The 24,947-nt window shown below is 69.8% G+C and carries 20 protein-coding genes; 9 read left to right on the forward strand and 11 right to left on the reverse strand.

Annotated elements, in window-relative coordinates; translation table 11 throughout:
- Positions 1-152 precede the first annotated feature (152 nt).
- Entirely contained in the window at positions 153-899 is a 747-nt protein-coding gene (locus tag BY998_RS02955; RefSeq protein WP_146221742.1) for a hypothetical protein, read from the forward strand.
- A gap of 813 nt (positions 900-1,712) precedes the next feature.
- Entirely contained in the window at positions 1,713-1,835 is a 123-nt protein-coding gene (locus BY998_RS24980; protein WP_280952875.1) for a hypothetical protein, read from the forward strand.
- Positions 1,836-1,865: 30 nt separating this feature from the next.
- On the opposite strand, the gene BY998_RS02960 is transcribed toward BY998_RS24980, so the two are convergent.
- Complete coding sequence (locus BY998_RS02960) at positions 1,866-2,519, reverse strand: CatB-related O-acetyltransferase (RefSeq protein WP_110350101.1); 654 nt, start codon at positions 2,517-2,519, stop codon at positions 1,866-1,868.
- 281 nt (positions 2,520-2,800) lie between these two features.
- Between BY998_RS02960 and rimP the strand changes: the two genes are divergently transcribed.
- The 7 genes from rimP to BY998_RS02995 all read left to right on the forward strand — a co-directional run bounded on the left by rimP (position 2,801) and on the right by BY998_RS02995 (position 12,612).
- A complete protein-coding gene (gene rimP / locus BY998_RS02965) occupies positions 2,801-3,556 on the forward strand; it encodes a ribosome maturation factor RimP (RefSeq protein WP_110350102.1) in 756 nt (251 codons plus the stop codon).
- A 113-nt stretch (positions 3,557-3,669) separates the two neighbouring features.
- Positions 3,670-5,334 (forward strand): transcription termination factor NusA, encoded by a 1,665-nt coding sequence (nusA, locus tag BY998_RS02970; protein WP_110350103.1) that lies wholly within the window; start codon positions 3,670-3,672, stop codon positions 5,332-5,334.
- Between the two features lie 29 nt (positions 5,335-5,363).
- Positions 5,364-6,095 carry an RNA-binding protein gene (locus tag BY998_RS02975; protein WP_110350104.1) on the forward strand — a complete coding sequence of 244 codons (732 nt, stop codon included), beginning with the start codon at positions 5,364-5,366 and terminating at the stop codon, positions 6,093-6,095.
- Positions 6,096-6,159: 64 nt separating this feature from the next.
- A complete protein-coding gene (gene infB / locus BY998_RS02980) occupies positions 6,160-9,138 on the forward strand; it encodes a translation initiation factor IF-2 (RefSeq protein WP_110350105.1) in 2,979 nt (992 codons plus the stop codon).
- Positions 9,139-9,240: 102 nt separating this feature from the next.
- The gene (rbfA, locus tag BY998_RS02985) at positions 9,241-9,678 is read left to right on the forward strand and encodes a 30S ribosome-binding factor RbfA (RefSeq protein ID WP_110350106.1); all 438 of its coding nucleotides are present in this window, start codon (positions 9,241-9,243) and stop codon (positions 9,676-9,678) included.
- A gap of 103 nt (positions 9,679-9,781) precedes the next feature.
- Positions 9,782-10,807 carry a tRNA pseudouridine(55) synthase TruB gene (truB, locus tag BY998_RS02990; RefSeq protein ID WP_110350107.1) on the forward strand — a complete coding sequence of 342 codons (1,026 nt, stop codon included), beginning with the start codon at positions 9,782-9,784 and terminating at the stop codon, positions 10,805-10,807.
- Positions 10,808-10,932: 125 nt separating this feature from the next.
- Positions 10,933-12,612: a HAMP domain-containing methyl-accepting chemotaxis protein gene (locus tag BY998_RS02995; RefSeq protein WP_110350108.1), complete on the forward strand. Its 1,680-nt coding sequence runs from the start codon at positions 10,933-10,935 to the stop codon at positions 12,610-12,612.
- A 62-nt stretch (positions 12,613-12,674) separates the two neighbouring features.
- Here BY998_RS02995 and BY998_RS03000 read toward each other — a convergent pair whose 3' ends face one another.
- From BY998_RS03000 to BY998_RS03045, 10 genes are all read right to left on the reverse strand, one after another.
- Positions 12,675-13,871: a M20 aminoacylase family protein gene (locus BY998_RS03000; protein ID WP_110350109.1), complete on the reverse strand. Its 1,197-nt coding sequence runs from the start codon at positions 13,869-13,871 to the stop codon at positions 12,675-12,677.
- A 141-nt stretch (positions 13,872-14,012) separates the two neighbouring features.
- Positions 14,013-14,441, reverse strand: a complete 429-nt coding sequence (cueR, locus tag BY998_RS03005) for a Cu(I)-responsive transcriptional regulator (protein WP_110350110.1) — start codon at positions 14,439-14,441, stop codon at positions 14,013-14,015.
- Positions 14,438-16,936, reverse strand: coding sequence for a heavy metal translocating P-type ATPase (locus tag BY998_RS03010; protein WP_110350111.1), 2,499 nt, complete (start codon positions 16,934-16,936; stop codon positions 14,438-14,440). The genes cueR and BY998_RS03010 overlap by 4 nt, the downstream gene beginning before the upstream one ends.
- 238 nt (positions 16,937-17,174) lie before the next feature.
- Complete coding sequence (locus BY998_RS03015; RefSeq protein WP_110350112.1) at positions 17,175-18,470, reverse strand: ATP-binding protein; 1,296 nt, start codon at positions 18,468-18,470, stop codon at positions 17,175-17,177.
- A gap of 15 nt (positions 18,471-18,485) precedes the next feature.
- Positions 18,486-19,541, reverse strand: coding sequence for a lysylphosphatidylglycerol synthase domain-containing protein (locus BY998_RS03020; RefSeq protein WP_110350113.1), 1,056 nt, complete (start codon positions 19,539-19,541; stop codon positions 18,486-18,488).
- Positions 19,542-19,725: 184 nt separating this feature from the next.
- Complete coding sequence (locus BY998_RS03025; protein WP_110350114.1) at positions 19,726-20,352, reverse strand: uracil-DNA glycosylase; 627 nt, start codon at positions 20,350-20,352, stop codon at positions 19,726-19,728.
- Positions 20,336-21,097 (reverse strand): PIG-L family deacetylase, encoded by a 762-nt coding sequence (locus BY998_RS03030; protein ID WP_110350115.1) that lies wholly within the window; start codon positions 21,095-21,097, stop codon positions 20,336-20,338. Before BY998_RS03030 ends, BY998_RS03025 begins: the two co-directional genes overlap by 17 nt.
- A complete protein-coding gene (locus tag BY998_RS03035; protein WP_110350116.1) occupies positions 21,094-22,332 on the reverse strand; it encodes a glycosyltransferase family 4 protein in 1,239 nt (412 codons plus the stop codon). Before BY998_RS03035 ends, BY998_RS03030 begins: the two co-directional genes overlap by 4 nt.
- On the reverse strand, positions 22,329-23,222 hold the full coding sequence (locus BY998_RS03040) for a sugar phosphate isomerase/epimerase family protein (RefSeq protein ID WP_110350117.1): 894 nt from the start codon (positions 23,220-23,222) through the stop codon (positions 22,329-22,331). The genes BY998_RS03035 and BY998_RS03040 overlap by 4 nt, the downstream gene beginning before the upstream one ends.
- Positions 23,219-24,838 (reverse strand): YcaO-like family protein, encoded by a 1,620-nt coding sequence (locus tag BY998_RS03045; protein WP_110350118.1) that lies wholly within the window; start codon positions 24,836-24,838, stop codon positions 23,219-23,221. Before BY998_RS03045 ends, BY998_RS03040 begins: the two co-directional genes overlap by 4 nt.
- Positions 24,839-24,947 lie beyond the last annotated feature (109 nt).

Genomic DNA, 24,947 nt, shown 5'->3' on the forward strand with positions numbered 1-24,947 from the left:
GCTGGGAACGAAGCGAGGCAATTATAAGATAAAAATCTTAAAAAAGGGGCTCTAGTCGTAATGTGCATATCTTCCTGTGTTGGGGCAGGAGGATCAAGGCATAAACCGGCGCGGGAGTCGCCGCACCGAGGTCGCGGCCATACGGGGGTTTGTTGGCAGGGGCGGCGCTTGATCTCGGGGCGGTCCGGCTCGAACGGACCCTGCGACGCAAATCTTCGGAGGATCGGCCGCGGGCGCCCGCGGGCCAGCCAGATGGCGGGCAATGGGTTCCGTCGGGCGGCGGCGTCCAGGGTGTCAGCGAGCGATCCAACGACACCGACGGCGATGTCGCTCACCGCGAGCAGACGGTTTTGGACGACGGGACGCGCGTCCTCTCGCTACGCATTCGGGCCGGTCGGCGCGACTACGACGCGCAGGACATCGTCACGGCGCCGGACGGCCAAAGCCGGATCTTCGAGACCTCGGGGCTGACGCAGACGATCCGTGACGGCGAGACCGGGGCGGTGCTCGGGCGCAGCACTGTCACGGCTGCCGGCGCGGAGCCGGAGGCCTTCGCGCAACCGGCGTTCCTACCTGCGGCGCCGGTTGCGATTGCCACGGTCGAACTCGCCCTCGCCCTTTATGCCGTTCGGTCTGGACAAAACGACCCGTACAGCAGGACCGTGCTTGGTCTGTCGGCTCAAGAGTTCTTGCCGAACCCGCAGGGTATCACCGCTCCCGCGATCTGGATCGGGCCCATCAGTCAGTCAGCCCTCGGTGCCGCCTGCCAACGCAACGGTCAGGTCGAGGCCATACCAACCAAATTGCACGCCAAGTTCGTGCCAGTGGTTTGTACAGAACCGCGCAATCCTATGCGAACAGAGTTCATTTCGAAATCGATCAGCATGTCAAAGCATTAGGCGATCCAAATTTCAAATCTGAAATTTCGTTCGCTGCTGGGCCACGGTTAGCAACATATGGGGAGCCGGGGTCGGTTCGGTTGGATTTGCTGAAGAGAAGCGTCCCTCAGACGACCTGCATCTACGATTACAAGACAGGCAACGCTAAGCTCACTCTGGAGCGTGCCCGTACCCCTGCAACCATGGCGAATAAGCATTTCCCTGGTACGATTCGGACTATTGTAACGCAGGTGAAGCCGCGCTAATGACGACCGCTCGACAGGTCCGAATGCTTGTTCGCTCACTTCTGGAGCGAAATCCTGATCTTAGGCTTGTCAACAGTCACGCGCTCCGGCTGATGCCGGCCCATCAGGTCGCAAGGGAAATCTGGATTGATTGGACTTCGTCTGCTCTCACTTCACCCCATAATGGACCTTAAGCCCTCTCTTCCTTCCGCATGTTAAGGCATCCACACATACTGGCTTCTGTTTGGAATATATCTATCGGTCGGTTGCCATTTATGGGCAGGGAAGAAATTGGCGTTGAGACGACTCGGAGATGACGGAGGATTTTCTGACAAAGACTGAAAGTTAGTCAGACTTCTCCGAAGCATTGATATGTGGCACGCCTGTCGCCCTCTGACCGAAGCAGCTATGGAATACACTTGGGGAATAGATTTTTCGAAAATCTTTTTATGATATTGCGCCGGGAAATCTCAATCTGGCGCTCTGCTGGTGGCAGCAGGTCGAAGCGTTGCCTGAATTGCATTATATTCATCAAGATAAGTTCTGGCGAAGGTGGAGGCTGCGCATCCTCTCCTTGCGCAAGCCGCTGATGGACGACGACCGTGTGGCACTTGCCGCGATCCTGCATCGGTGGGAGCGTGAGAACGTGGCCGGCACCACGGCCGAGGCGAATTGGGAGCCGGTCCCTCTTCCGCTGGAGGAGATGGGCTGAGCGGTCGCATCGTCGATGCGGCGGAGTCGGTCAGCCCTCTCGCGCCACCGCTTCCAGCGCCCCCACATCCCCGCCGCCGATCAGCGTCAGATGCGCGCTGATGCGCTCCACGGGCCAGTCCCACCACGCGATCCGCCGGAGCCGGGCCGCGTCGTCCTCCGAGAAGCGGCGGCGTATCACCCGGGCCGGATTGCCGGCCACGATGGCGTAGGGCGGCACGTCGACGCTGACCACCGCATGCGCGGCCACCACGGCCCCATCGCCGACCGTGACGCCCGGCAGGATCGTGCTGCGGAAGCCGAGCCAGACATCGTTGCCGATGATCATGTCGCCCCGGTTCGGAAAGTCCAACTCGCCCTCGAACCGACCGGTCCAGTCGCCGCCGAAGATCGGGAAGGGATAGGTCGAGAGGCCGTCGAGCCGATGGTTGCCGCCGTTCATCAGGAAGCGCGTGCCCGCGGCGATGGCGCAGAACTTCCCGATGATCAGCCGGTCGCCGATGAAGGGGAAGTGGTAGAGAATCGCATCGAGAAAGGCCCGCGGGCCGGCCGGATCGTCGTAGTAGCTGTAGGCGCCGACCTCGACGTTCTCCGGCAGGTCGAGATTGCGGATGAAGGTGACCCGCTCCTGCCCCGGCATCGGGTGCAGCGCGTCGGGATCGGGTCCGATGGCGTTTTTCGGCATGGCTCTCTTCCTCGCAGGCTTGCCGCCTCGCGTCGTTCGATCAGCACCGGGCACCCCGTTTGCAGCCACCCGTGGCGGGTTTGGGACGCAGGATGGCGCGCGGAAGCGCTTGAATTCGCCGCGCGCCGGGGTTAAGTCACGGCTCAACATTTCTGGTGCAGTCGATAGGCTGCTTGCGGGAGTGGGCCCCCCGGGGTCCGCTCTTTTTTATTTCCGCAAGCGCTTCCTGAACCGGATTTGCCAAGCTTAACCCCCGATCGAGACTTTCGGAAAACGACAGCATGGCGGAGCCCACCGAGAAGCGTCTTGTCAGCGAGACCGGCGTCGCCGCGCGCGTCGCCCAGATCGTCGAGGGACCGATCGAGGGACTCGGCTTCCGCCTTGTGCGGGTGAAGATCTCGAACACGAACGGCTGCACTCTGCAGATCATGGCCGAACGGCCCGACGGCACGATGGGCGTCGACGAGTGCGAGGCGGTCAGCCGCGCGATCTCGCCCATTCTCGATCTCGAGGACCCGGTCGGCGGCGCCTACTACCTCGAAGTCTCCTCGCCCGGCATCGACCGCCCTCTGGTGCGGGTCTCCGATTTCGAGCGTTGGGCCGGCTACGAGGCCAAGGTGGAGCTTGCCGTGCCGATGGACGGGCGCAAGCGCTTCCGCGGCATCCTGGGCGTGCCGAGCCCGGACGGCGCCACGGTGCCGATCGACCTGCCCGACGTGAAGCCCGGCCTGCCGAGCCGCATCGACGTGCCGCTGCGCGATCTCGGCGAGGCGCATCTCGTGCTCACCGACGAGCTGATCCGCGAATCGCTGCGCCGGGGTTCCGCCCCGCCGCAGGACGGCGACGGCGTGGACGAGGAAGACGGCGATGAGGCGGAGGACGAGGCACCTCAGATCCGCTTCATCCCTCAACCGAAGCGGCCCAAGCCCAAGGGGGCCGGCAAGGCGGACAAGCCGGTGAAGGCGAAGAAGCCCAAGCCCGGCGGCGGCATCGTCACCAAGGCCGCCCGCCTCAAGAACCGCGACACCCTGCACTGACCCCGGCGAAATCTCCCGAATGGCCGCATCGGCTTTTTCGGAGAGAGGCCAGGACACCCGGACACGAACCCGCTTCCGCAGCGGAAGGCACGACCGAAAGAAGGATCAGAACCATGGCCGTCGTCAGCGCCAACCGGCTCGAACTCCTGCAGATCGCCGACGCGGTGGCCCGCGAGAAGGTGATCGACCGCCAGATCGTCATCGAGGCGATGGAAGAGGCGATCGCCAAGGCCGCCCGCTCCCGCTACGGCGCCGAGACCGACGTCCACGCCGAGATCGACCCCAAGAGCGGGGCGCTGCGCCTGTCGCGCCACCTGCTGGTGGTCGATCAGGTCGAGAACGACGCCCGCGAGATCACGCTGGCCCAGGCCCAGCGCTACAATCCCGGCGCGCTGGTCGGCGACGTGATCTCCGACACCCTGCCGCCCTTCGATTTCGGCCGCGTCGCCGCCCAGTCGGCCAAGCAGGTCATCGTGCAGAAGGTGCGCGACGCCGAGCGCGCCCGCCAGTACGAGGAGTACAAGGACCGCATCGGCGAAATCCTCAACGGCGTGGTCAAGCGCGTCGAGTACGGCAACGTCATCGTCGATCTCGGCCGCGGCGAGGGCATCGTGCGGCGCGACGAGATGATCCCGCGCGAGACCTTCCGTCCCGGCGACCGTATCCGCTCCTATCTGTTCGACGTGCGCTCCGAGGTGCGTGGGCCGCAGATCTTCCTCAGCCGCTCGCACCCGCAATTCATGGCCAAGCTGTTCGGCCAGGAAGTGCCCGAAATCTACGACGGCATCGTCGAGGTGAAGGCGGTCGCTCGCGACCCGGGCTCCCGCGCCAAGATCGCGGTGATCTCCCGCGATTCCTCGATCGACCCGGTCGGCGCCTGCGTCGGCATGCGCGGCTCCCGCGTTCAGGCGGTGGTCGGCGAGCTGCAGGGCGAGAAGATCGACATCATCCCGTGGTCGGAGGATCAGGCCACCTTCATCGTCAACGCGCTGCAGCCGGCCGAGGTCGTCAAGGTGGTGCTCGACGAGGAGGCCGACCGCATCGAGGTCGTGGTTCCCGACGACCAGCTCTCGCTCGCCATCGGCCGCCGCGGACAGAACGTACGGCTGGCCTCGCAGCTCACCGGGTGGGATATCGACATCCTGACCGAGGCCGAGGAATCCGAGCGTCGCCAGAAGGAATTCGCCGAGCGCACCCAGTCCTTCATGGAAGCGCTCGACGTGGACGAGACCGTCGGCCAGCTGCTCGCGGCGGAAGGTTTCCGCAACGTGGAAGAGATCGCCTACGTCGACGTGGCCGAGCTCTCCGGCATCCAGGGCCTCGACGAGGAGACCGGTGCCGAGATCCAGGCCCGCGCCCAGGACTACCTCGCCCGCATCGAGCAGGAGCAGGACGACCGCCGCCGCGAACTCGGCGTCGAGGACGAGCTGCGCGAGATCGACGGCATCACCACCGCCATGATGGTGGCTCTGGGCGAGAACGAGGTGAAGTCGGTCGAGGATCTCGCCGGCTGCGCCACCGACGACCTCGTCGGCTACACGGAAGGCCGCGGCCCCGAGGCCGTGCGCCACGCGGGCTATCTCGACGGCTTCGAGCTGTCGCGGGCCGAGGCCGAGGCCCTGATCATGGCCGCCCGCCTGAAGGCCGGCTGGATCGACTCCCTGCCCGAGACGGAGAGCGAGGGCGAGGCTGACGGAGAGACGGAGGGCGAGCCCGCCGAGGATGGTGCGGAAGGCGAGGCCACCGAGCAGGCTGCAGCCGAGCCGCAGCAGGCCTGAGCCCGTCACCGGAAGCGACGAGGCAGGATATGATCGCGCAGGGCGAGACGGCCGAGGACGGCCCGATTCTCGACCGTGGCCCCGGCCGCGGACGGGAGCCCGTGCGCACCTGCATCGTCACCCGCAAGGCGCAGTCGCCGGCCGCGATGATCCGCTTCGTGCTGGGTCCCGACGGCACGGTCGTGCCGGACCTGCGCGCCCGGCTGCCGGGCCGCGGCGCCTGGGTCACCGCTACCCGCGAGGCGGTCGAGGCGGCGGTGAAGCGACGCGCCTTCAACCGCGCCTTCAAGTCCGGCGACGCGACGATGCCGCCCGATCTCGTCGCTCAGGTCGCCGACGGTCTGCGCACGGAGCTGCGCCAGTCGCTGGCGCTTGCCAACAAGGCCGGCTGCGTCGTGACGGGCTTCGGCAAGGTCGAGTCGGCCGTTCTCGGCGCGGAGGGCGTCAAGGCCCTCCTTCACGCCAGCGATGCCAGCCCCGACGGCCGTCGCAAGCTCGGCGCCGCCTTGCGGCGGCGCTACGGCGATGCCATATCTGTTATTCCCGTGATCGATGACCTGTCCAACGCCGAATTGGACATGGCCTTGGGGCGGGATCATGTGATACACGCTGCCCTCATCGCGGGAGCCGGCACAACCGGCTATCTCGCGCGTTGGCGTCGGTTCCGCACCTTCGAGGGTATGGCGTCGGCGTCCGAGGAGGACGCCCCGCTCGATGCTGGCGCGACCGCCTTCGATTTGCACGACGACGACATGAAATGATCATCGGCCGGGCATGCCCGCCGCCGGCCGACGGGACGATGGAAGCCCTCAGGGTTCAGACTGAATGAGCGATACGAACAATCCGGGTGACAAGACGCAGACCAGAGCTCCCTCGAAGCCGTTGACGCTGAAGCGCCCGGTCGAGCAGGGGACGGTCCGTCAGAGCTTCTCCCACGGGCGGTCGAAGTCCGTCGTGGTCGAGACGGTGAAGCGGCGCACGATCGGCGCCGCCCCCGGAGCGGTCGCGCCACGCGAGCCCGTCGCCGCGCCGCCGCCGCGCCCCGCTTCGGTGGCGCCCGCCCCGTCCGCGGCGACGCGTCCGGCCGGCCGCAGCGCCTCCGGCGTCGTGCTTCGCACCTTGAGCGAGCAGGAGCGGGATGCCCGCGCCAGCGCTCTCGCCGATGCGCAGCGCCGCGAGGCCGAGGCCCGTGCCCGCGCCGAGGCCGAGGTGAAGGCCCGCCGCGACCGCGAGGAGGCCGAGCGCCGCGAGCGCGAGGCCGCCGAGGCGCGCCGCCGCGAGGAGGAGGACCGTCGCCGTCAGGAGGACGAACTCCGCCGCAAGGCCGCCGAGGATTCGCGCCGTCGCGCCGCGGAAGAGGAGGCCGCCCGCGCCGCCTCGAACGTGGCTGCCGATGCCCCGGACGCGCAGGCCGCTTCTCCGACGGCGGCGGCAGATCCGGCAACTCCGGCTGCACCCCAGGCTCCGCGCCCGGCCGCGGCCGCGACCCGGCCGATGCAGCAGCGGCCGGCCGGCGCCGCGCCGCAGCGTCCCGCTACGGCGCCGTCCCGTCCGGGAGCGCCCGCCGGCCGGACCGGTGCGCCGACGGCCCGCCCGACGGTTGCCGCACGGCCGATCGCGCCTCAGGCGCCGGCCGAGCCGCGCCGAACGCTGACCGCGGACGTGAAGAAGCCCCGCGACCTCAACTTCATGGCTCGTCCGGCTCCGGCCCCCGAGCCTGAGAAGGCCCCGACCCCGACCACGGCCGCCCGTCCCGCCGGGGCGACGGCCACGGCGCGTCCAGCCGGTCGTGCCGCCGGCGCGGCGATGGAGGACGAGTCGGACACCAAGCGGGTGATCCGCCGTCCCGGCATGCCGCTCAAGATCATCACGCCGCCCAAGACGCCGAAATCGCCGGGCGGCGACCGTAACCGTGGCCGGCTGACCATCGCCAACGCCACGTCCGGCGAGGACGAGCGCACGCGCTCCGTCGCTTCGTTCCGGCGCCGCCAGCAGCGCATGAGCGGCCATCGGCACGAAGAGCCCAAGGAGAAGATCGCCCGCGACGTGATTATTCCCGAGACCATCACGATCCAGGAACTCGCCAACCGCATGTCGGAGCGGGCCGTGGACGTCATCCGTCTGCTGATGAAGCAGGGCCAGATCCACAAGATCACCGACGTGATCGATTCGGACACCGCCCAGCTCATCGCCGAGGAGCTCGGCCACACGGTCCGCCGCGTCGCCGAGTCGGATGTCGAGGAGGGTCTCACCTCCGACGAGCCGGATCTGGAGGAGGATCTGGAGCCGCGTCCCCCGGTCGTGACGATCATGGGTCACGTCGATCACGGCAAGACCTCGCTGCTCGACGCGATCCGTCAGGCGAACGTGGTCGAGGGCGAGGCCGGCGGCATCACCCAGCATATCGGCGCCTACCAGGTCTCGGCGCCGTCGGGTGATCTCATCACCTTCATCGACACCCCCGGCCACGCGGCCTTCACCTCCATGCGCGCCCGCGGCGCTAAGGTGACGGACATCGTCGTGATCGTGGTGGCGGCCGATGACGGCGTCATGCCGCAGACCATCGAGGCGATTCAGCACGCCAAGGCGGCCGGCGTTCCGATGATCATCGCGATCAACAAGATCGACAAGCCGGATGCCAACCCGCAGCGGGTCCGCACGGAACTGCTGCAGCACGACATCCAGGTCGAGTCGATGGGCGGCGAGACGCTCGAATTCGAGGTTTCGGCCAAGACCGGCGATGGCATTCCGGAGCTTCTGGAAGGTCTTCAGCTGCAGTCCGAGATCATGAACCTGCGCGCCAACGAGAAGCGCGACGGCGAGGGCACAGTGATCGAGGCCCAGCTCGACCGCGGCCGCGGCCCCGTGGCCACGATCCTCGTGCAGCGCGGCACGCTGTTCACCGGCGACATCGTCGTGGCCGGCGCCGAGTGGGGCCGCATCCGCGCCCTCATCGACGACACCGGCAAGCACGTGCCCTACGCGGGTCCGTCGGTTCCGGTCGAGGTCCTCGGCTTCAACGGCACCCCGGATGCCGGAGACCGCGTGATCGTGGTGCCCAACGAGGCCCGTGCCCGCGAGGTCACCGAGTACCGCGCCCGGATCAAGCGCGACCGCCTGACCGCCCGTACGGGCGGCGCCAACCGCTCGCTCATCGACATGATGCGCGAGGCCAAGGAGGGTGCCGGCCGCAAGGAGCTGCCCGTCGTCATCAAGGGCGACGTGCAGGGCTCGGTCGAGGCGATCGTCGGCGCGCTCACGGCTCTCGGGACCGACGAGGTCGGTGTCCGCGTCCTGCTCTCGGGCGTGGGCGGCATCACCGAGTCGGACATCACGCTCGCCAATGCCTCGAAGGCGGTGGTGATCGGCTTCAACGTCCGCGCCCACAAGGAAGCGCGCAACGCGGCCGAGCGCGACGGCACCGAGATCCGCTACTACAGCATCATCTACGACCTCGTGGACGACATCAAAGCCACGCTGTCGGGGATGCTGCCGCCGACGCTCCGCGAGGAGCGGCTGGGCGAGGCGCAGATCCTGCAGATCTTCGACGTGTCGAAGGTCGGCAAGATCGCCGGTTGCCGGGTCATGGAGGGTGTGGTCCAGCGCGGCGCCCATGTCCGCCTGCTGCGCAACGACGTGGTGATCCACGAGGGCAAGCTGTCCCAGCTGAAGCGCCTCAAGGACGACGCCAAGGAAGTCACCGCCGGCTACGAGTGCGGCATGTCCTTCCAGAACTACCAGGACATGCGCGTGGGCGATTTCATCGAGTGCTTCAACGTCGAGGAAATCAAGCGCACGCTCTGAGCGGACCTCCCCTACCGCTCTTCCTCAAGTGGGGCCGCGGCGAAAGCTGCGGCCCCCTTTGTTTCTTAGACGAGCCCCGCGGCTCAGCGACGTGATTAGCCGATGGCCCAGAAGCAGACTCCCACCGGTCCCTCGCAGCGCCAGCAGCGCGTGGCCGAACTCGTGCGCCACGCCCTGGCCGAAGTGCTCCAGCGCGGTGACATCCAGGACCCGGTGCTCGGCTCGCACGTCGTCACCGTGCCGGAGGTGCGCATGTCGCCGGACCTCAAACTCGCGACCGCTTACGTCATGCCGCTCGGTGGGCAGGACGAAGCCCCGGTGATCGCGGCGCTGGAGCGGCACAGGAAGGTTCTGCGCCAGGAGGTTGCCCGGCGGGTGAACCTGAAATACGCCCCGGAACTGCGATTCCGCCGCGACGAAACCTTCGACGAGGCGGCCCGCATCGACCGGCTCCTGCGCAGCGAGAAGGTCCAGCGGGATCTCGAAAGCGCACCGCGCGGGGACGACGAGGCCGAACCGGATTCGCCCTCGCGCGATTGATCCCCATCAGGGCGCAGCCGCCGTGCCGCCCTCTCACCCCATGGGCCGCGTGATGGCCCCCTGACGGGCAGAGTCCCTCAAAAACCCGTCGATCGAGGACAGGATGCAGGACGAGATTTCTTCCGAGCGCGCCGTCGAGGCGCCGCAGGGACCGCACGGTGATGCGCGACGCGAGAACGCGCCGCGCAGCGGCCGCCGTCCCCCGCGCGGGCGGCCGCGTCACGACCGCCCGAAGAAGAACGACGTGAGCGGCTGGGTCGTGCTCGACAAGGGCGTCGGCATCACCTCGACACAGGCCGTCGCGGTGGTGAAGCGCCTCTTCAACGCCAAGAAGGCGGGCCATGCCGGCACGCTCGACCCACTGGCCTCCGGCATCCTGCCGATCGCGCTGGGTGAGGCCACCAAGACCGTTCCCTTCGTGATGGACGGTCGCAAGGCCTACCGGTTCGAGGTGAGTTGGGGCGTCGAGACCGACACCGACGATGCCGAGGGGCGCCCGGTCGCCACGAGCGATACCCGCCCGACCCGCGAGGCGGTCGAGGCCGCCCTCCCCTCCTTCGTCGGGGAGATCGAGCAGGTGCCGCCGCGCTTCTCCGCCATCAAGATCCAGGGTGAGCGCGCCTACGACCTCGCCCGCGACGGCGAGGTGGTGGAACTCGTCGCCCGCGCCGTGCGCATCGATCACCTCTCGGTCATCGAGCATAGCGGCGACCGCACGGTGATCGCTGCCGAGTGCGGCAAGGGCACCTATGTCCGCGCGCTCGCCCGAGACCTCGGGCGCATGCTCAGCTGCTACGGCCACGTCTCGGCCCTGCGGCGCACCCGCGTCGGTCCTTTCGAGGAGGCGGGCGCCTGCAGCATCGCGAATCTCGAGGAAAGCACGGAGTCGCACCTTCACCCGGTCGAGACCGCGCTGGACGAGGTTCCTTCGGTCGCCGTCAGCCGCGACATGGGCCTGCGCCTGATGCGCGGCCAACCCGTGATCCTGCGCGGCCACGACGCGCCGATGGAGGGCAAGGCCTACGCGACCTGCGGCGGGGTGCTCGTCGCCGTCGGCGACGTCGAGCGCGGCGAGCTGGTGCCACACCGCGTCTTCCATCTCGGCGGAACCGCTCAGCCGCGCAACTGATCGTATATCACAGATGATCTGCGTACAGGATCGTCTTTGGCAACAATAGCCGGCTTGATTTAACCCTCGATCAAGCTGCTTCTTCCTAGAAGCCCGCCATCCTCGACGGATCGGCGGGCTTCTTCATGCGTGTTTCCCTCGGACTCAAGCTGACGATCGTCGTGGGGTTGCTTGGCCTCATCGGCGCCGGCATCTCGGTCTTTGCCCTGCGGCAGGCCGCCGAGGAGCAGGTCCGCGCCGCGGTGACCGAGTCGTTTTGGAATGCCGGACTGCAGGCGCGGGGCCTCGCCCAGGCGATCGAGCACGCCGTGGTCCAGGCGGGTGCCGTCTACACCGCGGCGGATACGGCGGAGGCGCGGGAGCGCCTGGTGACCCTGCAGGCGGCGTTGGCCGAGGTGGAGGCCGGACGCGGGCCGTTCCTCGCGGCGATGGAGAGGCACCTTTCGCCCGAGCGCCGCCGCAAGATCGACCTCGGCGTCAAGGAGTTCATGGCCTACCAGACCGAAACGGCCGAACTCGGCCTGACGGTGTCACCCCGCGCCGCCCTGATCCAGGCCGGCGACGAGGCGACGGTGAAGAATCGCGAGCGCATGGTCGCGGAGATCGGTGCGCTCGGGCGCGACGTGCTGGCGCGGCTCGACGGGCAGCGGGAGGCGGCGGCCGAGGCACAGCGGATCGCTTTCCTGACCCTGGTCGGCGCACCGGCCGCAGCCCTGGTTCTGGCGCTGCTTGCCGCCCTCTGGATCATCCGCACCCAGGTCCAGCGCCCGCTGCATCGCCTGAAGATCACGATGCAGGCGCTCACCGACGACCGCCTCGACGCGACGGTGCCGTTCACGCATCGGCGCGACGAGATCGGGGAGATGGCCGGCGCCATCGCGCATTTCCGGGGTGCCCTGATCGAGAAGCGCAATCTCGATGGGGCCGCGCGGGAACGTCTCGCCGAGGACGGCGCCCGCGGGGCGCGCCTCGCCGCGGCCACCCGGGCCTTCGAGGAGGAGACCCAGCGCGTGGTCGCGAATCTCGCCGGTTCGGCCGAGGCCATGCGCTCGGCCGCCGACCGGCTTCGCGCGACCGCGACCGATACGACTCTACGGGCCGAGCAGGTGGCGGGCGCATCGGATCAGTCGGCGCAGGTGGTGGATAGCATCGCGGGTGCCGCGGAGGAACTGTCGGGCTCCGCAAGGGCCATTGGCGAGCGCGTCCGGCACGCGAGCCGGATCACCGAGACCGCCCTCGCCGACGCGCAAGGCCTGGAGAGCACGGTCGGAACCCTGTCCCGGGCGGCCGAGGAGGTCGGCGCCGTGGTGACGCTGATCCGCACGGTCGCCGGCCAGACCAACCTTCTGGCGCTCAACGCGACCATCGAAGCGGCCCGCGCGGGCGAAGCGGGCCGTGGCTTCGCGGTGGTGGCGGGGGAGGTGAAGGCGCTCGCCGGCCAGACCGCGGCGGCCACCGACCGGATCGCGGCGCAGGTGGCGGCGATCCAGCTTGCCGCGGACGGTACGACCGGCGCCATCGGCGGGATCGGCCAGACCATCGCGCAGCTCAGCCTGATCGCCGCCGAAGTGGCGACGGCGGCCGAGCAGCAGGGTCAGGCCAGCCACGAGATCGCCCGCTCTATCGCCGGCGCGGCGGCGGATGCCCGCACGGTTTCGGAAAGCATCACCGGCGTCCGAGCCGCGGCGGTCTCGAACGAGGCGCGCTCGGACGAGGTCCGCTCCGGCGCCGAGCGCGTCGGCGAGGGTAGCGCGATACTTCAGGCCGCCATCGGCACCTTCCTGGAGCGGGTGCACGCGGCATGAGCCGCTGTGGGCGACGCATTCGGATGGGTCGGACCCGCCTCGTAATGACGGACCCGTGGCGATCAGCCGGAAACGGTCTGCGGAGATGATCCGGGCGCCGGCAGCGCCGTCTCGATGAGGCGCGCCCACAGCGAGGCGCCGTAGGGGATCGCCGCGTCGTTGAAGTCGTATTCTGGGTGATGCAGGCCGGCCGAGTCGCCGTTGCCCATGAAGATGTAGGCGCCGGGCCGGTGGGCGAGCATGTAGGCGAAATCCTCCGCCGCCATCATCGGCGCGACGTCACGCTCGACTTGCGCCTCGCCGACGACCTGTGCGGCGACATCGGCCATGAACCTCGTCTCGGCCGGGTGGTTCTCGGTGGCCGGGTATCCGCTGGCGAGATCGACATCGGCCCGCGCGCCGAAGGCGGCGGCGACGTTCTCGGCGATGGCTTTCAGGCGCGTGCGCAGGAGGTCGCGCACGGCAGGCGCGAGGGCACGCATGGTGCCGCGCAGTCCGGCCGTCTGCGGCAGGACGTTGAAGGCCTCGCCCGCATCCACGGCGCAGACCGAGACCACGCCCGATTCGAGCGGATCGAGGGAGCGCGCGACGATGGATTGCAGGGCCACCACGATGTGGCTGGCGACGAGCACCGTATCGACCGACGCCTGGGGCATGGCCGCATGCCCACCCCTGCCCTCGATCAAAATCGTGAAGCGATCGGTCGAGGCCATGATCGGACCGGGACGGATCGCGAAGGTGCCGAGTTCCTGGCCCGGGACGTTGTGCAGCCCGTAGACCGCCTCGACGCCGAAGCGCTCCATCATCCCGTCCTGCACCATCGCCTCGCCGCCGCCGCCGCCTTCCTCGGCCGGCTGGAAGATCAGTACCGCGCTCCCATCGAAATCGCGGGTCTCGGCGAGGTAGCGGGCGGCGCCGAGCAGCATGGCGGTGTGGCCGTCATGACCGCAAGCGTGCATCCGCCCGGGCGCCTGCGAGCGGTAGGGAAGGTCGCGGACCTCCTGGATCGGCAGGGCGTCCATGTCGGCCCGCAGGCCGATGGCGCGGTTGGAGCCGTGCGAGCGGCCCCGGATCACGCCGACGACCCCGGTGCGGCCGATGCCGGTGGCGACCTCGTCGCAGCCGAACGCCCGCAGCTTCTCCGCCACGAAGGCGGCGGTGCGGTGCACGTCGTATTGCAGCTCGGGATGCGCGTGGAGATCGTGCCGCCAAGCGGTGACCTCGTCGGCGAATGCGGCGATGCGGTCGATGACGGGCATGGACCCAACCTTTCCGGATCAGACGAGATCCGATCGCGCCGCGACGCCGATCCCGGCCTCGCTCGGGGACCGGTCCCAGCAAGCAGAAGGCCAACGGCGGGTCAACGGCCAAGCTTCGATCGCCGCACAGCCGTCGCGGCGTCAGTCTCGACCGGGAACCGCTCCGGCCAGATCGTCGAGGATCGGGCAGTCCGGGCGCTCGTCCCCGCAGCAGCGTTCGGCCAAGTGTTCGAGGGTGCGGGCCATCGCCTCCAGCTCGGCGATGCGGCGACGCAGGTCCCCCACGTGGCCGAGTGCCACGCTCTTCACCGCGGCGCTCGCGCGGGAGCGATCCTGCCACAGGCCGAGCAGTTCGGCGATCTCCCGCATGGAGAAGCCGAGATCGCGGGCGCGGCGCACGAAGCGGAGCGCGTGGAGATCGGCCTCGCCGTAGAGGCGGTACCCCGACGCCGTCCGCTCCGCCGGACCGAGCAGGCCGGTCTCCTCGTAGTAGCGGATCATCTTGGCCGAGACGCCCGTGGCCCGGGCGGCCTCGCCGATGGTGGCAGCTCGGGCGGTAGGCTCGTTCATGCGCTGCCCCCCGCCCGGCGAAGGCGCAGGGCGTTGCCGACGACGAAGACGCTCGAGAGCGCCATCGCCCCCGCCCCCAGCACCGGCGAGAGCAGCGGCCCGCCGAACAGGGCGAGCCCGCCCGCCGCGACGGGGATCAGGGCCGCGTTGTAGGCAAAGGCCCAGAACAGATTCTGGCGGATGTTGGCGAGCGTGGCCCGCGACAACTCCACCGCCTCGACCAGACCGCTCAGCGCGCCCGACATCAGCACCACGTCGGCGCTCTCGACCGCGATGTCGGTGCCCGTGCCGATAGCGATGCCGATATCGGCCTCGGCCAGGGCGGGCGCGTCGTTGATGCCGTCCCCGACGAAGGCGACCGGACCGTGGGCCGCGCGCAGTCGGCGCAGGGCCGCCACCTTGTCCTCGGGCAGGATCTCGGCCTCGACCTCGGTGATCCCGAGGGTGCGGGCGACCGCCTCGGCGGTGGCGCGCGCGTCCCCCGTCAGCATGGCGACCGTGAGACCGCGGGCGCGCAGGGCATCCAGCGCCGCCCTCGCCTCCGGTTTGACCGGATCGGCCACCGCGATGAGTGCGGCGAGCCGGCCGTCGAGAGCAACCAAGATCGGGCTTTTGCCCTCGGATGCGAGGCGGGCCGCCTCGCCTTCGAGGGAGGCGGTCGCGATGCCGAGCCGCTCCATGTAGCGCCGGTTGCCGAGCGCGACCGTCTGTCCGCCGACTCGCGCCGCGACGCCGTGACCGGGCAGCGCCTCGAAGGCGTCCGCCTCGGGAACGCGTCCGGCCTCCCGCGCCGCCTCGGTGACGGCGCGCGCCACCGGATGCTCGGAGCGGGCCTCGACCGCACCGGCCAGCGCCAGCATCGTCTCTCGCGAGACGCCGGGCGCGGTGACCAGATCGGTCAGGCGCGGCCGGCCCTCGGTGAGGGTTCCGGTCTTGTCGAGGGCGATGACCCGGGCGTCCCGCAGTCCCTGGAGTGCCGCGCCCTGGCGGAACAGCACGCCGCGCTCCGCCGCCCGGCCTGTGCCGACCATGATCGAGACCGGCGTCGCGAGCCCCATGGCGCAGGGGCAGGCGATGATGAGGACGGTGATCGCCGCGACCAGGGCGTGGCCGAGGCTCGGCGCCGGCCCGAAGGCGAGCCAAGCCAGGAAGGTCACCGCAGCCACCGCCATGACGGCCGGCACGAACCACAGCGTCACCCGATCGACCAGCGCCTGGATCGGCAGCTTGCCGCCCTGCGCCTCCTCGACCATGCGTACGATCCGCGCGAGCGCGGTGTCGGCCCCGGTGCGCTCGACGGTCAGGTCGAAGCTGCCGGTGGTGTTGAGCGTGCCGCCGATGACGGGCGCGCCCAGAGCCTTCTCCACCGGTACGGGTTCCCCGGTGATCATACTCTCGTCGACGAAGGAGGCACCCGCGCTCACGGTGCCGTCCGCGGGGATGCGCTCGCCCGGCCGCACCCGCACCCGGTCGCCGAGCCGCAGTTCCGCGACCGGCACCTCGCGCTCGCCCGCCTCCGAGACGAGCCGGGCGGTCCTGGGCGAGAGGTCGATGAGCCTGGCGATCGCGGCACCGGCCCGACCTCGGGCGCGCGCCTCCAGCAGGCGCCCGAGCAGGATCAGGGTGACGATGAGGACGCTCGCCTCGAAGTAGAGATGCGCCGCGCCCGTAGGCAGCAGCGAGGCGGCGGCGGTGGAGACCAGGGAGTAGAGGTAGGCGGCTCCCGCGCCCAGCGCCACGAGCGCGTTCATGTCGGGATGGAGGCGCAGCAGGTTCGGGATACCGATGCGGAAGAAGCGGCGGCCCGGCCCCGCCAGCACGAGCGTGGCCAGGACCGCCTGCAGCCACGCCAGCGCGCTCCCGCCGATCCGGTGCGTCACCGCCTCGTGGAAGCCCGGCACCATGTGCCCGCCCATGTCGAGGACGACGACGGGGGCGGAGAGCAGCGCGGCCACGATGAGGTCTCGGCGCAGGGCCGCAGCCTCCCGCTCCTGCCGGTCCGTCGGCCTCGCCTCGGAGCTTGAATCGAGCGGGTGCGCCTCGTAGCCCGCCGCCCGCACCGCCGCCTCGACGGCGCTCCAGGAGACGGCGCCGGCCGGATGGCGCAGCTCGGCCCGGCCCGTGGCGAAGTTGACGCTGGCCGACAAGACTCCGGGCAAGGCAGCGAGCGCCCGCTCGACGCGACCGACGCAGGAGGCGCAGCTCATGCCCTCGACCGCGACGACGGTGATTGCCTCGGGCACCTCGTAGCCCGCCTCGCGGATCGCCTTCACGGCTTGAGCCGGCGGCGTTCCCTCCGGCAATACGAGGCTCGCGCGGCCGGTGGCGAGGTTGACTGCAACGTCCGTCGCGCCGGGCAAGGCGGCGAGCGCCCGCTCGACGCGGCCGCTACAGGAAGCGCAGCTCATGCCTTCGACGGGCAGAATCAGCCGGATCCCGGCGGGCTCCGAGGCGGCCGGCGGTGGCAGGATGAGATGGTCCGCGAAAGGTTTCATGCCGCCTCAGATGGAGCTTCCCATCATGGGAAGGTCAAGGCCCGGTCGAAGGTGGCTACGCGCGGACCTCTTCCGGCACCACGTGTGCGCAGCAGAGACGGGTCGCGATGTGGGCCTGCCTCACAGCGGAGTTGCCGTTCCTGGCGATCCTCTCGGCTCGCGTTGTTGGAAAGTCGGCCTTGTTGTCGCAACCGACGCGGGAGGGCACTGTTCGCCTTCGCGCAGACAGCTGTAACGGTCACTCCACCACGCTGGGCAGCTCGACCGCCGGTCTTTGGGCCGAGTCGAGGCGATGCTCGGGCAGGCTCACCCGCACGGTCGTGCCTCGGCCCGGCTCGCTCTCGATGATGAGCTTGCCCCGGTGCCGGTTGAGCGTGTGCTTGACGATGGCGAGCCCGAGCCCGGTTCCGCCCTGCTGGCGGCTCGATGCCGTATCGACCCGGTAGAAGCGCTCGGTGAGCCGGGGAATATGCTCCGCGGCGATGCCCGGCCCCTCGTCGCGGACCTGCAGCTCGATGCGGACCGGGCGCCCGTCCGGCGATTCGACGCGGTGGAGCGAGAGCGCGACCACGCCGCCGCTGGCGCCGTATTTCAGCGCGTTCTCGACCAGATTCTCGATGACGCGCAGGAGTTCGTCCCGGTCGCCGAGCACCGGCAGCGGCATGTCCGGCCGCTCGACCGTGATCTCGACGCCGCGCTCGCGGGCAAGAGGAGCGTGCATGTCGACCATCTGCCGGGCGAGCCGGCCGAGATCGAGCGCCTTGGTCGGGGCGACATGCTCGTGCAGCTCGATGCGCGAGAGCGAGAGCAAGTCGTCGATGAGTCGCGTCATGCGCTGGGCCTGGGTACGCATGATCCCGAGGAACCGCTCGCGCGCGCCCGCATCCTCGCGGGCGGGCCCCTGAAGCGTCTCGATGAAGCCGAGCAGGGCGGCCAGCGGCGTGCGCAGCTCGTGGCTCGCATTGGCGACGAAATCGACCCGCATCGTCTCAAGGCGCCGAGCCTCGGTCAGGTCGCGCAGGAACAGCACCACGTTGGCCTCGCCGCCGCCGGGATGGTCCGGCATCGGCAGGGCGCCGATCTGCACCTCGAAGGCGCGCTCGGTCGGCACGCGGGTGGCGTACTCGGTCCTCACGGGATTGCCGCTGCGCAGCACCTCCTCGATGCCGTCGAGCACGTCGGGGGCACGCAGCGAGAACGAGAGCGGATGGCGCAGCTTGAGCCCCGGCAGGAGCCGCCGGGCCGCCGGGTTGGCCTCGATCACCACCACGCGCCGGTCGACCAAGATGACCGGATCGGGGATGTTGGCGAGCAGGGCCTCGGCGACGGCGTAGCGCTGGGGCGTCTCCGTCTCCCGCGGCTGCAGGTTCGGCGCGCGCCCGCTGCGCCCCAGGAGGCTGCCGACGAGCAGGGCCAGGGCAGCGGAGATCATCAGCGCCATGTCGACGGTCCCGCCGACTGCTTCCGCGAAGACGATCACGGCGACCGCCACCGTCGCGCCGAGCCACGCGGGACGGGCCGGATTCATCGGCATGGGTCTACCGGCCCGTCACGGATCGTTCGCCGCCTGGTGGCGCCGCAGCCGCATCAGCCCCTCGTAGAAGCCCAGCATCACCAGTGCGAGGGCGAAGGGAACGACGTAATAGCAGACCCGGAACAGGAGCAGCGAGCCCAGGACCGATTCACGCGGCAGGTAGGACAGGGCGATGAGGATCGTCGCCTCGAACACGCCGATGCCGCCGGGGGCGTTGGAGGCGATGCCGAGCATCGCGGCCAGCACGTAGATCGCCAGGAAGGTGGTGAAGCCGAGGTTCATCCCCTCCGGCATCAGCATGTAGAGGACCGCCGCCGCCGCGCAGACGTCGCCGATGCCGACGACCATCTGGCTGAAGGAGACCGTGGCGCCGGGCAGTTCGAGCTGCCAGTGGCGGACCTTGATGTAGCGCCGCTTCACCGAGACCCAGGCGAGGTAGCCCAGCACGAGGCCGAGGGCGCCGAAGCCGAGGATCTGGTTCAGGCGTACGCTCGAATTGACGCCGATGCTCTTGAAGGTGAGGCTCGCCAGCTGCCCGGCCTCGATTATGAGGCTGAAGCCGAGCACCACGCCCATGCCGAGCCAGAAAGTGAAGCCGGCAATAACGGTCAGCGCGGCGATCTTGGCTGCCGAGAGCCCGCGCTTCGAGTAGATCCAGTAGCGGATCGTGGCCGCGGTGATGAGCGGGAAGCCCAAGGTGAAGCTCACCGCGTAGCTGGTGAACGAAGCGAGCGCGGTGATGCGGTAGGGCACCTTCATCCGCAGCTGGCGCAGGGCCAGGGCGTCGTAGCAGGTCAGGAACAGGTAGCTGATGGCGACGAAGCCGAAGGCTTCGGCGAGCTGGCCGGTCGTGGCGGTGGTGAACGCCTTCTGCAGCTCGGCCCAGGTGATCTCTTCCGAGAGCTTCCACAGCACGAAGAGGGAGGCGACGACGAGGACGACGCTGGCCGCCGTGCCGATCCAGGCATAGCGCCCGCGCCTTGAGCCGCCCGCCGGCCCGGAGGCACCCTCGCGGTCCGCCTCGGCCGGCTCGGCCTCGGCGACCGTCCTGTGCTTCCCGGCAAAAGTCATGTGAGAACGGCGTCCGCCTCCGCTGGTCGCCCGCCTGAGCCTTCGGCGCGGGCCGCCCCGAGCGGCGTCCGGGACGATCCGCTGACGGGCATTTAGGGACTTCGCCCGCCGAAGGCCAGCGAGGTCGGGCGGCCGCAGCCCAGCCCTGCACCGGGATTGCGGCCGAAATCACGGTAGCTTGACCTCAGGCGATGCCCGAGAGTCGCGCCGCGGCCTCGCCCAGGCCGGCGCGGATTCGCTCCGTCACGCTCGGCGAGGTGCAGACATAGGTCGGGCTCGGATGCGGAATCGGCACGACCGGAAGGTCGGGGCGCAGAGCGGCGAGCGGCGCGGCGGCGTCCTGCGCGAAGCGCCCGGCCGGAACGACCACCCTGAGATGGGGCAGCAGGGCGAGCAGCGGCGCGATAAAGGGCGCGGCCGCCGCGGCCTCCGAGCGGCGGGGCGCACGGTTGAGGGCGCCGGGGGCATGGATCACCCAGGGAACCGCGTTCCAGATCAGCGTGTCGCGCCGCGCGATGCCGGCCTCCCTCAGGAAGCGGAACAGTTTGGCGGCGGTACCGGTGGGGTTGTCCCGCGAGACGAAGCCGGTCCGGCCGATCGACGGGCCGGGCGTTTCCAGCAGCAGGAGAAGCCGCGCCTCCACGCCGCCGTCGAGGGGGTCGGGATCGGGCACCGCGGCGCCGCGCTCGGCGGCGATGCGTTGCGCGAGGAGACGCAGGGGCCGGATGTGGGGCGCCTCGGCCATCGCCCGGCGTGCCGCGACGGCGGCGGGGTCGCGCAGGCTCTTCGGCGCGTCAGGCGAAGCCGGCATCGCGGAGATCCGGCGGCAGCCGGCCCTGCAGGCGGAAGCGCTCCACCCCGTCCTCCGCCGACAAGCGGGCGCGCAGGCCGTCCGGGCCGCCGAACTGAAAGCCGAGTTGCGACGCGTAAGCGGCGCAGGCCCCGGCCTTGCGGTGCTCGGCCGGCCCGTCGAGGCGCACGACCTGCTCGGGCAGGTGCTCGAACAGCGCCCGCAGGGGCTCCTTCGGCTCGGCGGCGCGAACGGTGTAGGGAAAATCGCGCCACCACAGCATCGGCAGCGGCGGCTGCGCCCCGCGCAGCGCCCGCACGACTTGGATGTGATCGACATGGCCGCCCACGCCCTGCGGCGCGAGGATCAGGTCGGGGCGGGTATCGGTCAGCAGACGCTCGAAGGCGTCGGCGAGATTGGCGCCGATGCGGTCGTCGGGGCGGAGTTCCGCGAAGAGTTCGGGCGCCGAGGCGTAGCCGCGGTGGGGTGCCTCGCGGAACGGCAGGTGGACCGGCTCCTCGATGCCGAGCGCGCCCGCCGCCGCCCGATCCTCGCCGCGGCGCAGGGCCATGTAGTCGACCTCGGGCGCCAAGCCCTTGTCGGTCTGGCAGGCCAGCGCGAAGCCGCGGGGGTTCGGGACGGAGGCGGTGAAGACGGTCGCCATCACGACCTGCCAGCCCCGCTCGGCGAGCCGGGCCAGCGTGCCGCCGGCCGAGAAGGCGGCGTCGTCGAGATGGGGCGAGACGGCGAGCGCGGTCCGCGTCACAGCAGGTGCGGCTCCTTGCGGAAGCGGCAGTCCGGATCGAGGGGCAGCGTGTCGGGGAAGTCCGTATGCGGCCGCCCGCGGGCGACCTCAGCGTAGACATCCATGATCTGGCAGCCCACCGCGGTCCAGGAATAGACGCGGCGGCACTCTTCGAGCCCGTCACGGGCGAGGCGGCGGCGCAGGTCGTCGTCATCGACCATCCGGCCCAGGGCCTTGGCGAGCGCCGGCACGTCGCCGGGCTGGACGAGCAGCCCGTTCTCGCCATCGCGCAGACAGTCCGACACGCCGACGGAGTGGGTCGAGACGACCGCGAGGCCGGAGGCCATGGCCTCCAGAATCGTGTTCGAGAACCCCTCGGCATAGGTCGGCGAGACGAAGACGTCCGCCGCGCGATAGAGCTCCGGCACGGTGTCGTAATCGGCGTAGCCGGTGAAGCGGACCTGGGCCGAGGTGAAGCCGATGGCATCGGCCCGCTCGCGGGCGGCCTCCACGTCCGGACCGATGCCGGAGATTACGGCGTCGAAGGGCATTCCGGCCTCCCACATCCGTTCCAGGGCGTCGAGGAAGTCGAGCACGCCTTTCCGGCGGTCGACGCGGCCGTGATAGAGCAGCCGCACCGGCTCCTCGTCCTCACGCTCGGCTTCGAAGCGGGCGCCGGGGGTGAAGCGGGCCGTGTCGACCGCGCCGGGGACGATGGTGAAACGGGCCGGATCGGAGCCGAGCCGGTCGCAGACCTCGCCGACGAAGGAGGGGCCGCCGATCAGAAGGGCATTGGCGTGGGCCAGCACTTCGACCATCGCCACCCGGTGCGTCTCGCAGCAGGAGCCGACCCAGTGGCCATCGCCGCCCTGGATCGAGACCACCGTCGGCACGCCGAGCCGCTTGCCCGCCACCAGCACTGCCCAGCCGGTGGGATAGCCGTACTGGGCATGCAGCACGTCGAAGGGTTTTTTGGCGTGCTCGGCCTCGATGGTCGCGATCATCTCGTCGATGTCGCGCTCGAAGTCACCGCTCTCCTGCTCGCCACGCTGTTCCAGGCCGATGACCCGCACGCCAGGCACCGGCGGAGGCGGGCCGCCGCCATAGACGCGGGTGCCGAACTCGTCGCCGCGATACTGCGAGATCATCGTCACGTCGTGACCGGCGCCCGCCACCTCGCGCAGCAGGTTCTGCGCGTAGACGCTCATGCCGGAGATCGCCGGGAAGTAGCGGCGGCTGACGAAGCAGATTCTCATGGGTTCAGCAGTCCCGGAACGGCGGCCTCGCGCGGCGTGGTCTCCGGCCTCGGCAGGCCGGGGCCGGGACGGCGGCAGGTGCGCAGATATTCGAGCGCCTGGGCCACCATCACGTCGGCGCGGTGCGAGTCCCGCGACAGCTCCACGCAGGCGAGTTTCCTGAAATCGATCGCGTCGAGGGCGTCGAGCACGGCGGGCACGTCCATGTCGCCCTCGCCGAAGGGCAGGTGGATATGCTCGCCCCGCTTCATGTCCTCGATCGCCACGGTACCGATGCGGGGCGCGAACTCACGCACGGCGTCGGCCGGGTCGCGCTCCTGCGTCACGAGGCAATGGCCGGTATCGAGGGCGAGCGACAGGCCGGGCAGATCGAGGGCAGCAAAGTCGTCGAGGGTCTCGATCAGCATGCCGGGCTCAGGCTCCAAAGCGGCGACCACACCCTTCTCGGCGGCGAACTCGGCCACTTCGCGCAGGCCCTCGACGAGCCAGCCCCGCGCCTCGTCGCGGTTCACACCGGGCTTCGGGACGCCGGCCCAGAACGAGACCGCCTCGGAATCGAGGATCTTGCCGATCTCGATGGCGCGCTTGAGAAAGCCGACGCGCCGGGCGCGTCCCGCGGCATCGGCGGTGACCAGGGTCGGCTCGTGCTTGGCAGTCGGGTCGAGCAGGAAGCGGGCGCCGGTCTCGATCACCGAGCCGAGTTCGAGCCGGGCCAGGATGCTGGCGATGCGGTCGGCCTCGATCACCCAGTTCTCGGCGAAGGGGTCGAGATGGTGGATGTCGAGGGTGAGCGCCACCCCGTCATAGCCCGCATCCTTGATGAGGCGGATCGCGTCCTCGATGCGGTGATGGGCGGTGCCGTTGGTGTTGTAGGCAAAGCGCAGGCTCATGCCGTCCTCCGCTCGGCCCGGCGGCCCTGGCGCTCGTAGCGGAAGGGCGCGTGGTGCGATTCCGGCTCGCGATAGAGCGGGTAATGCGAGCCGACGATCTCTTCCGCCAAAGCCACGTCGAACAGGGGCTGTCCGCCGAAGCGCTCGATCGCCTCGGGCGTCAGGCGCACGGGAAGCAATGTGTCGGTGGCCGTGCCGAAGCGGATCAGCGGATGGTCGCGCTCGATCAGCTTGCGCGTGTTGCGCTCGCCGATCCGGTAGTAGCTCATGGTCTCGACCTCGAGCCCCGGCACGATCGCCTTGACGACGCCGATTCCGCCGTCGGGGGGAGAGCAATCGACGTAGAGCACGTCGAGGCCCGCTTCCTCCAGCCGCTCGCGGGCGGTGCGTCCGCGGGCATGGCCGTCGGGTGCCGGCGTGGTCGGCAGCTCCGAAAACGCCTTGGTGCCGCGCTCCGAATAGACCCTTTCGCTCAACACTGCGCGCAGCTCGGCCGAGGAGAGGTCGATCCAGGCGAGCATGGCTTGGAGCGCACGGCTCTCCTCCAGGTCGAGGCTCGGCAGCGCCTTCTGGATGAAGGCCTCGACATAGCCGGGCGGCGCCACCGTGTCAGCGAGGGTCAGCGGGCCGTGCCCGAAGGTCTTTCGGACACGCGCGGCCTGGAACTCCAGAAGCGCCTTCCGGAGCGCCCGCTCGCGGTCCGGGTCGCAGGCCTCGCCGCAGGCCGAGAGGGCGATCGGTGCCGGCGTGCGGGCGGGGTCCTCGTCGTAGCCCACGACGTAGAGGTTGGTCAGGCCGAACTGATCGGTGGCGAACTTCGGCAGCGCCCGGATGCCGAGGCTTTCCAGCCGGTCGAGCATGCCGCGTGTTTCAGGGCCGATCCCGTCGAGGTCGAGCATGACGCCTTGGTCGAGGGCCCGGAACAGCAGGCCGTTGCCGTCGCGCTGGAGCAGTTCGAGCAGGCCGTGGCCGAGCGCGAAGGCCACGTCCGGCCCGGCGCCGAGGCCGTTGGTGATGAGGTTGGTGAAGGGCTGGTAGCCCTGGCGCAGCTCGAAATAGTCGGTCGCGGCGATGTCGAGCGGCATCCAGACGGATTCGCCGGTGCGGGCGCGGATCGATTTCGTCCAATCGAGCGGCGTGTCGCGGCCGACGGGCGAGCCGGCGGGCAGGCAGAGCGTCAGCGGATCGGCGACGGAGGTCGCGCCGTAGACCCGCACGAGGTCGGCGTAAGACACGGCCGCCTGGTTCTCGCCCTTGCGCGGCAGCAGGGCGACCGACGGCATCAGGTTCTCGGCGATCTCGGCCACCGCACCGATCAGCGCCTCGTCGTCGGTCGCGCCATAGCCGATGCCCGAGGGCATGGCGCCGACGTAGAAGGGATCATCGAGGAACAGGGCAACGAACCAGACCGGAATGCCCGTGCGGTCGAGGCCGGCGAGGTTGAAGCCGACGACGCGGCCCTCCGGAAGCACGTCGAAATAGGCCGTCACCGCATCCGGCAGCCGCTCCGGCAGGCCCTCGATGCGCCGCTTGCCACCTCGGCGATAGGGGCGCGGCGCCGCGAGGCTCGGGTGATGGGCGCGGTCGTCCCGGTCGAGGGCGTCGGTCGCTGTCATTCTCGTTCCATCCGCAGCGGCGGACCGGCTCACGTCCAAACCTCGACCGCATCCTGAGGCTCCGCTTCGCGGCGCATCTCAGGATAAGGACCTTGATTGGATGAGCCGG

The organism is Methylobacterium sp. B4 (assembly GCF_003201865.1).
GTDB lineage: Bacteria > Pseudomonadota > Alphaproteobacteria > Rhizobiales > Beijerinckiaceae > Methylobacterium.

Excerpts from the sequence above, each read along its gene's own strand:
- BY998_RS24980 (WP_280952875.1), top strand. The coding sequence starts at position 1,713 with ATGGACGACGACCGTGTGGCACTTGCCGCGATCCTGCATCGGTGGGAG.
- BY998_RS02960 (WP_110350101.1), bottom strand. The coding sequence starts at position 2,519 with ATGCCGAAAAACGCCATCGGACCCGATCCCGACGCGCTGCACCCGATG.
- rimP (WP_110350102.1), top strand. The coding sequence starts at position 2,801 with ATGGCGGAGCCCACCGAGAAGCGTCTTGTCAGCGAGACCGGCGTCGCC.
- nusA (WP_110350103.1), top strand. The coding sequence starts at position 3,670 with ATGGCCGTCGTCAGCGCCAACCGGCTCGAACTCCTGCAGATCGCCGAC.
- BY998_RS02975 (WP_110350104.1), top strand. The coding sequence starts at position 5,364 with ATGATCGCGCAGGGCGAGACGGCCGAGGACGGCCCGATTCTCGACCGT.
- infB (WP_110350105.1), top strand. The coding sequence starts at position 6,160 with ATGAGCGATACGAACAATCCGGGTGACAAGACGCAGACCAGAGCTCCC.
- rbfA (WP_110350106.1), top strand. The coding sequence starts at position 9,241 with ATGGCCCAGAAGCAGACTCCCACCGGTCCCTCGCAGCGCCAGCAGCGC.
- truB (WP_110350107.1), top strand. The coding sequence starts at position 9,782 with ATGCAGGACGAGATTTCTTCCGAGCGCGCCGTCGAGGCGCCGCAGGGA.
- BY998_RS02995 (WP_110350108.1), top strand. The coding sequence starts at position 10,933 with ATGCGTGTTTCCCTCGGACTCAAGCTGACGATCGTCGTGGGGTTGCTT.
- BY998_RS03000 (WP_110350109.1), bottom strand. The coding sequence starts at position 13,871 with ATGCCCGTCATCGACCGCATCGCCGCATTCGCCGACGAGGTCACCGCT.
- cueR (WP_110350110.1), bottom strand. The coding sequence starts at position 14,441 with ATGAACGAGCCTACCGCCCGAGCTGCCACCATCGGCGAGGCCGCCCGG.
- BY998_RS03010 (WP_110350111.1), bottom strand. The coding sequence starts at position 16,936 with ATGAAACCTTTCGCGGACCATCTCATCCTGCCACCGCCGGCCGCCTCG.
- BY998_RS03015 (WP_110350112.1), bottom strand. The coding sequence starts at position 18,470 with ATGCCGATGAATCCGGCCCGTCCCGCGTGGCTCGGCGCGACGGTGGCG.
- BY998_RS03020 (WP_110350113.1), bottom strand. The coding sequence starts at position 19,541 with ATGACTTTTGCCGGGAAGCACAGGACGGTCGCCGAGGCCGAGCCGGCC.
- BY998_RS03025 (WP_110350114.1), bottom strand. The coding sequence starts at position 20,352 with ATGCCGGCTTCGCCTGACGCGCCGAAGAGCCTGCGCGACCCCGCCGCC.
- BY998_RS03035 (WP_110350116.1), bottom strand. The coding sequence starts at position 22,332 with ATGAGAATCTGCTTCGTCAGCCGCCGCTACTTCCCGGCGATCTCCGGC.
- BY998_RS03040 (WP_110350117.1), bottom strand. The coding sequence starts at position 23,222 with ATGAGCCTGCGCTTTGCCTACAACACCAACGGCACCGCCCATCACCGC.
- BY998_RS03045 (WP_110350118.1), bottom strand. The coding sequence starts at position 24,838 with ATGACAGCGACCGACGCCCTCGACCGGGACGACCGCGCCCATCACCCG.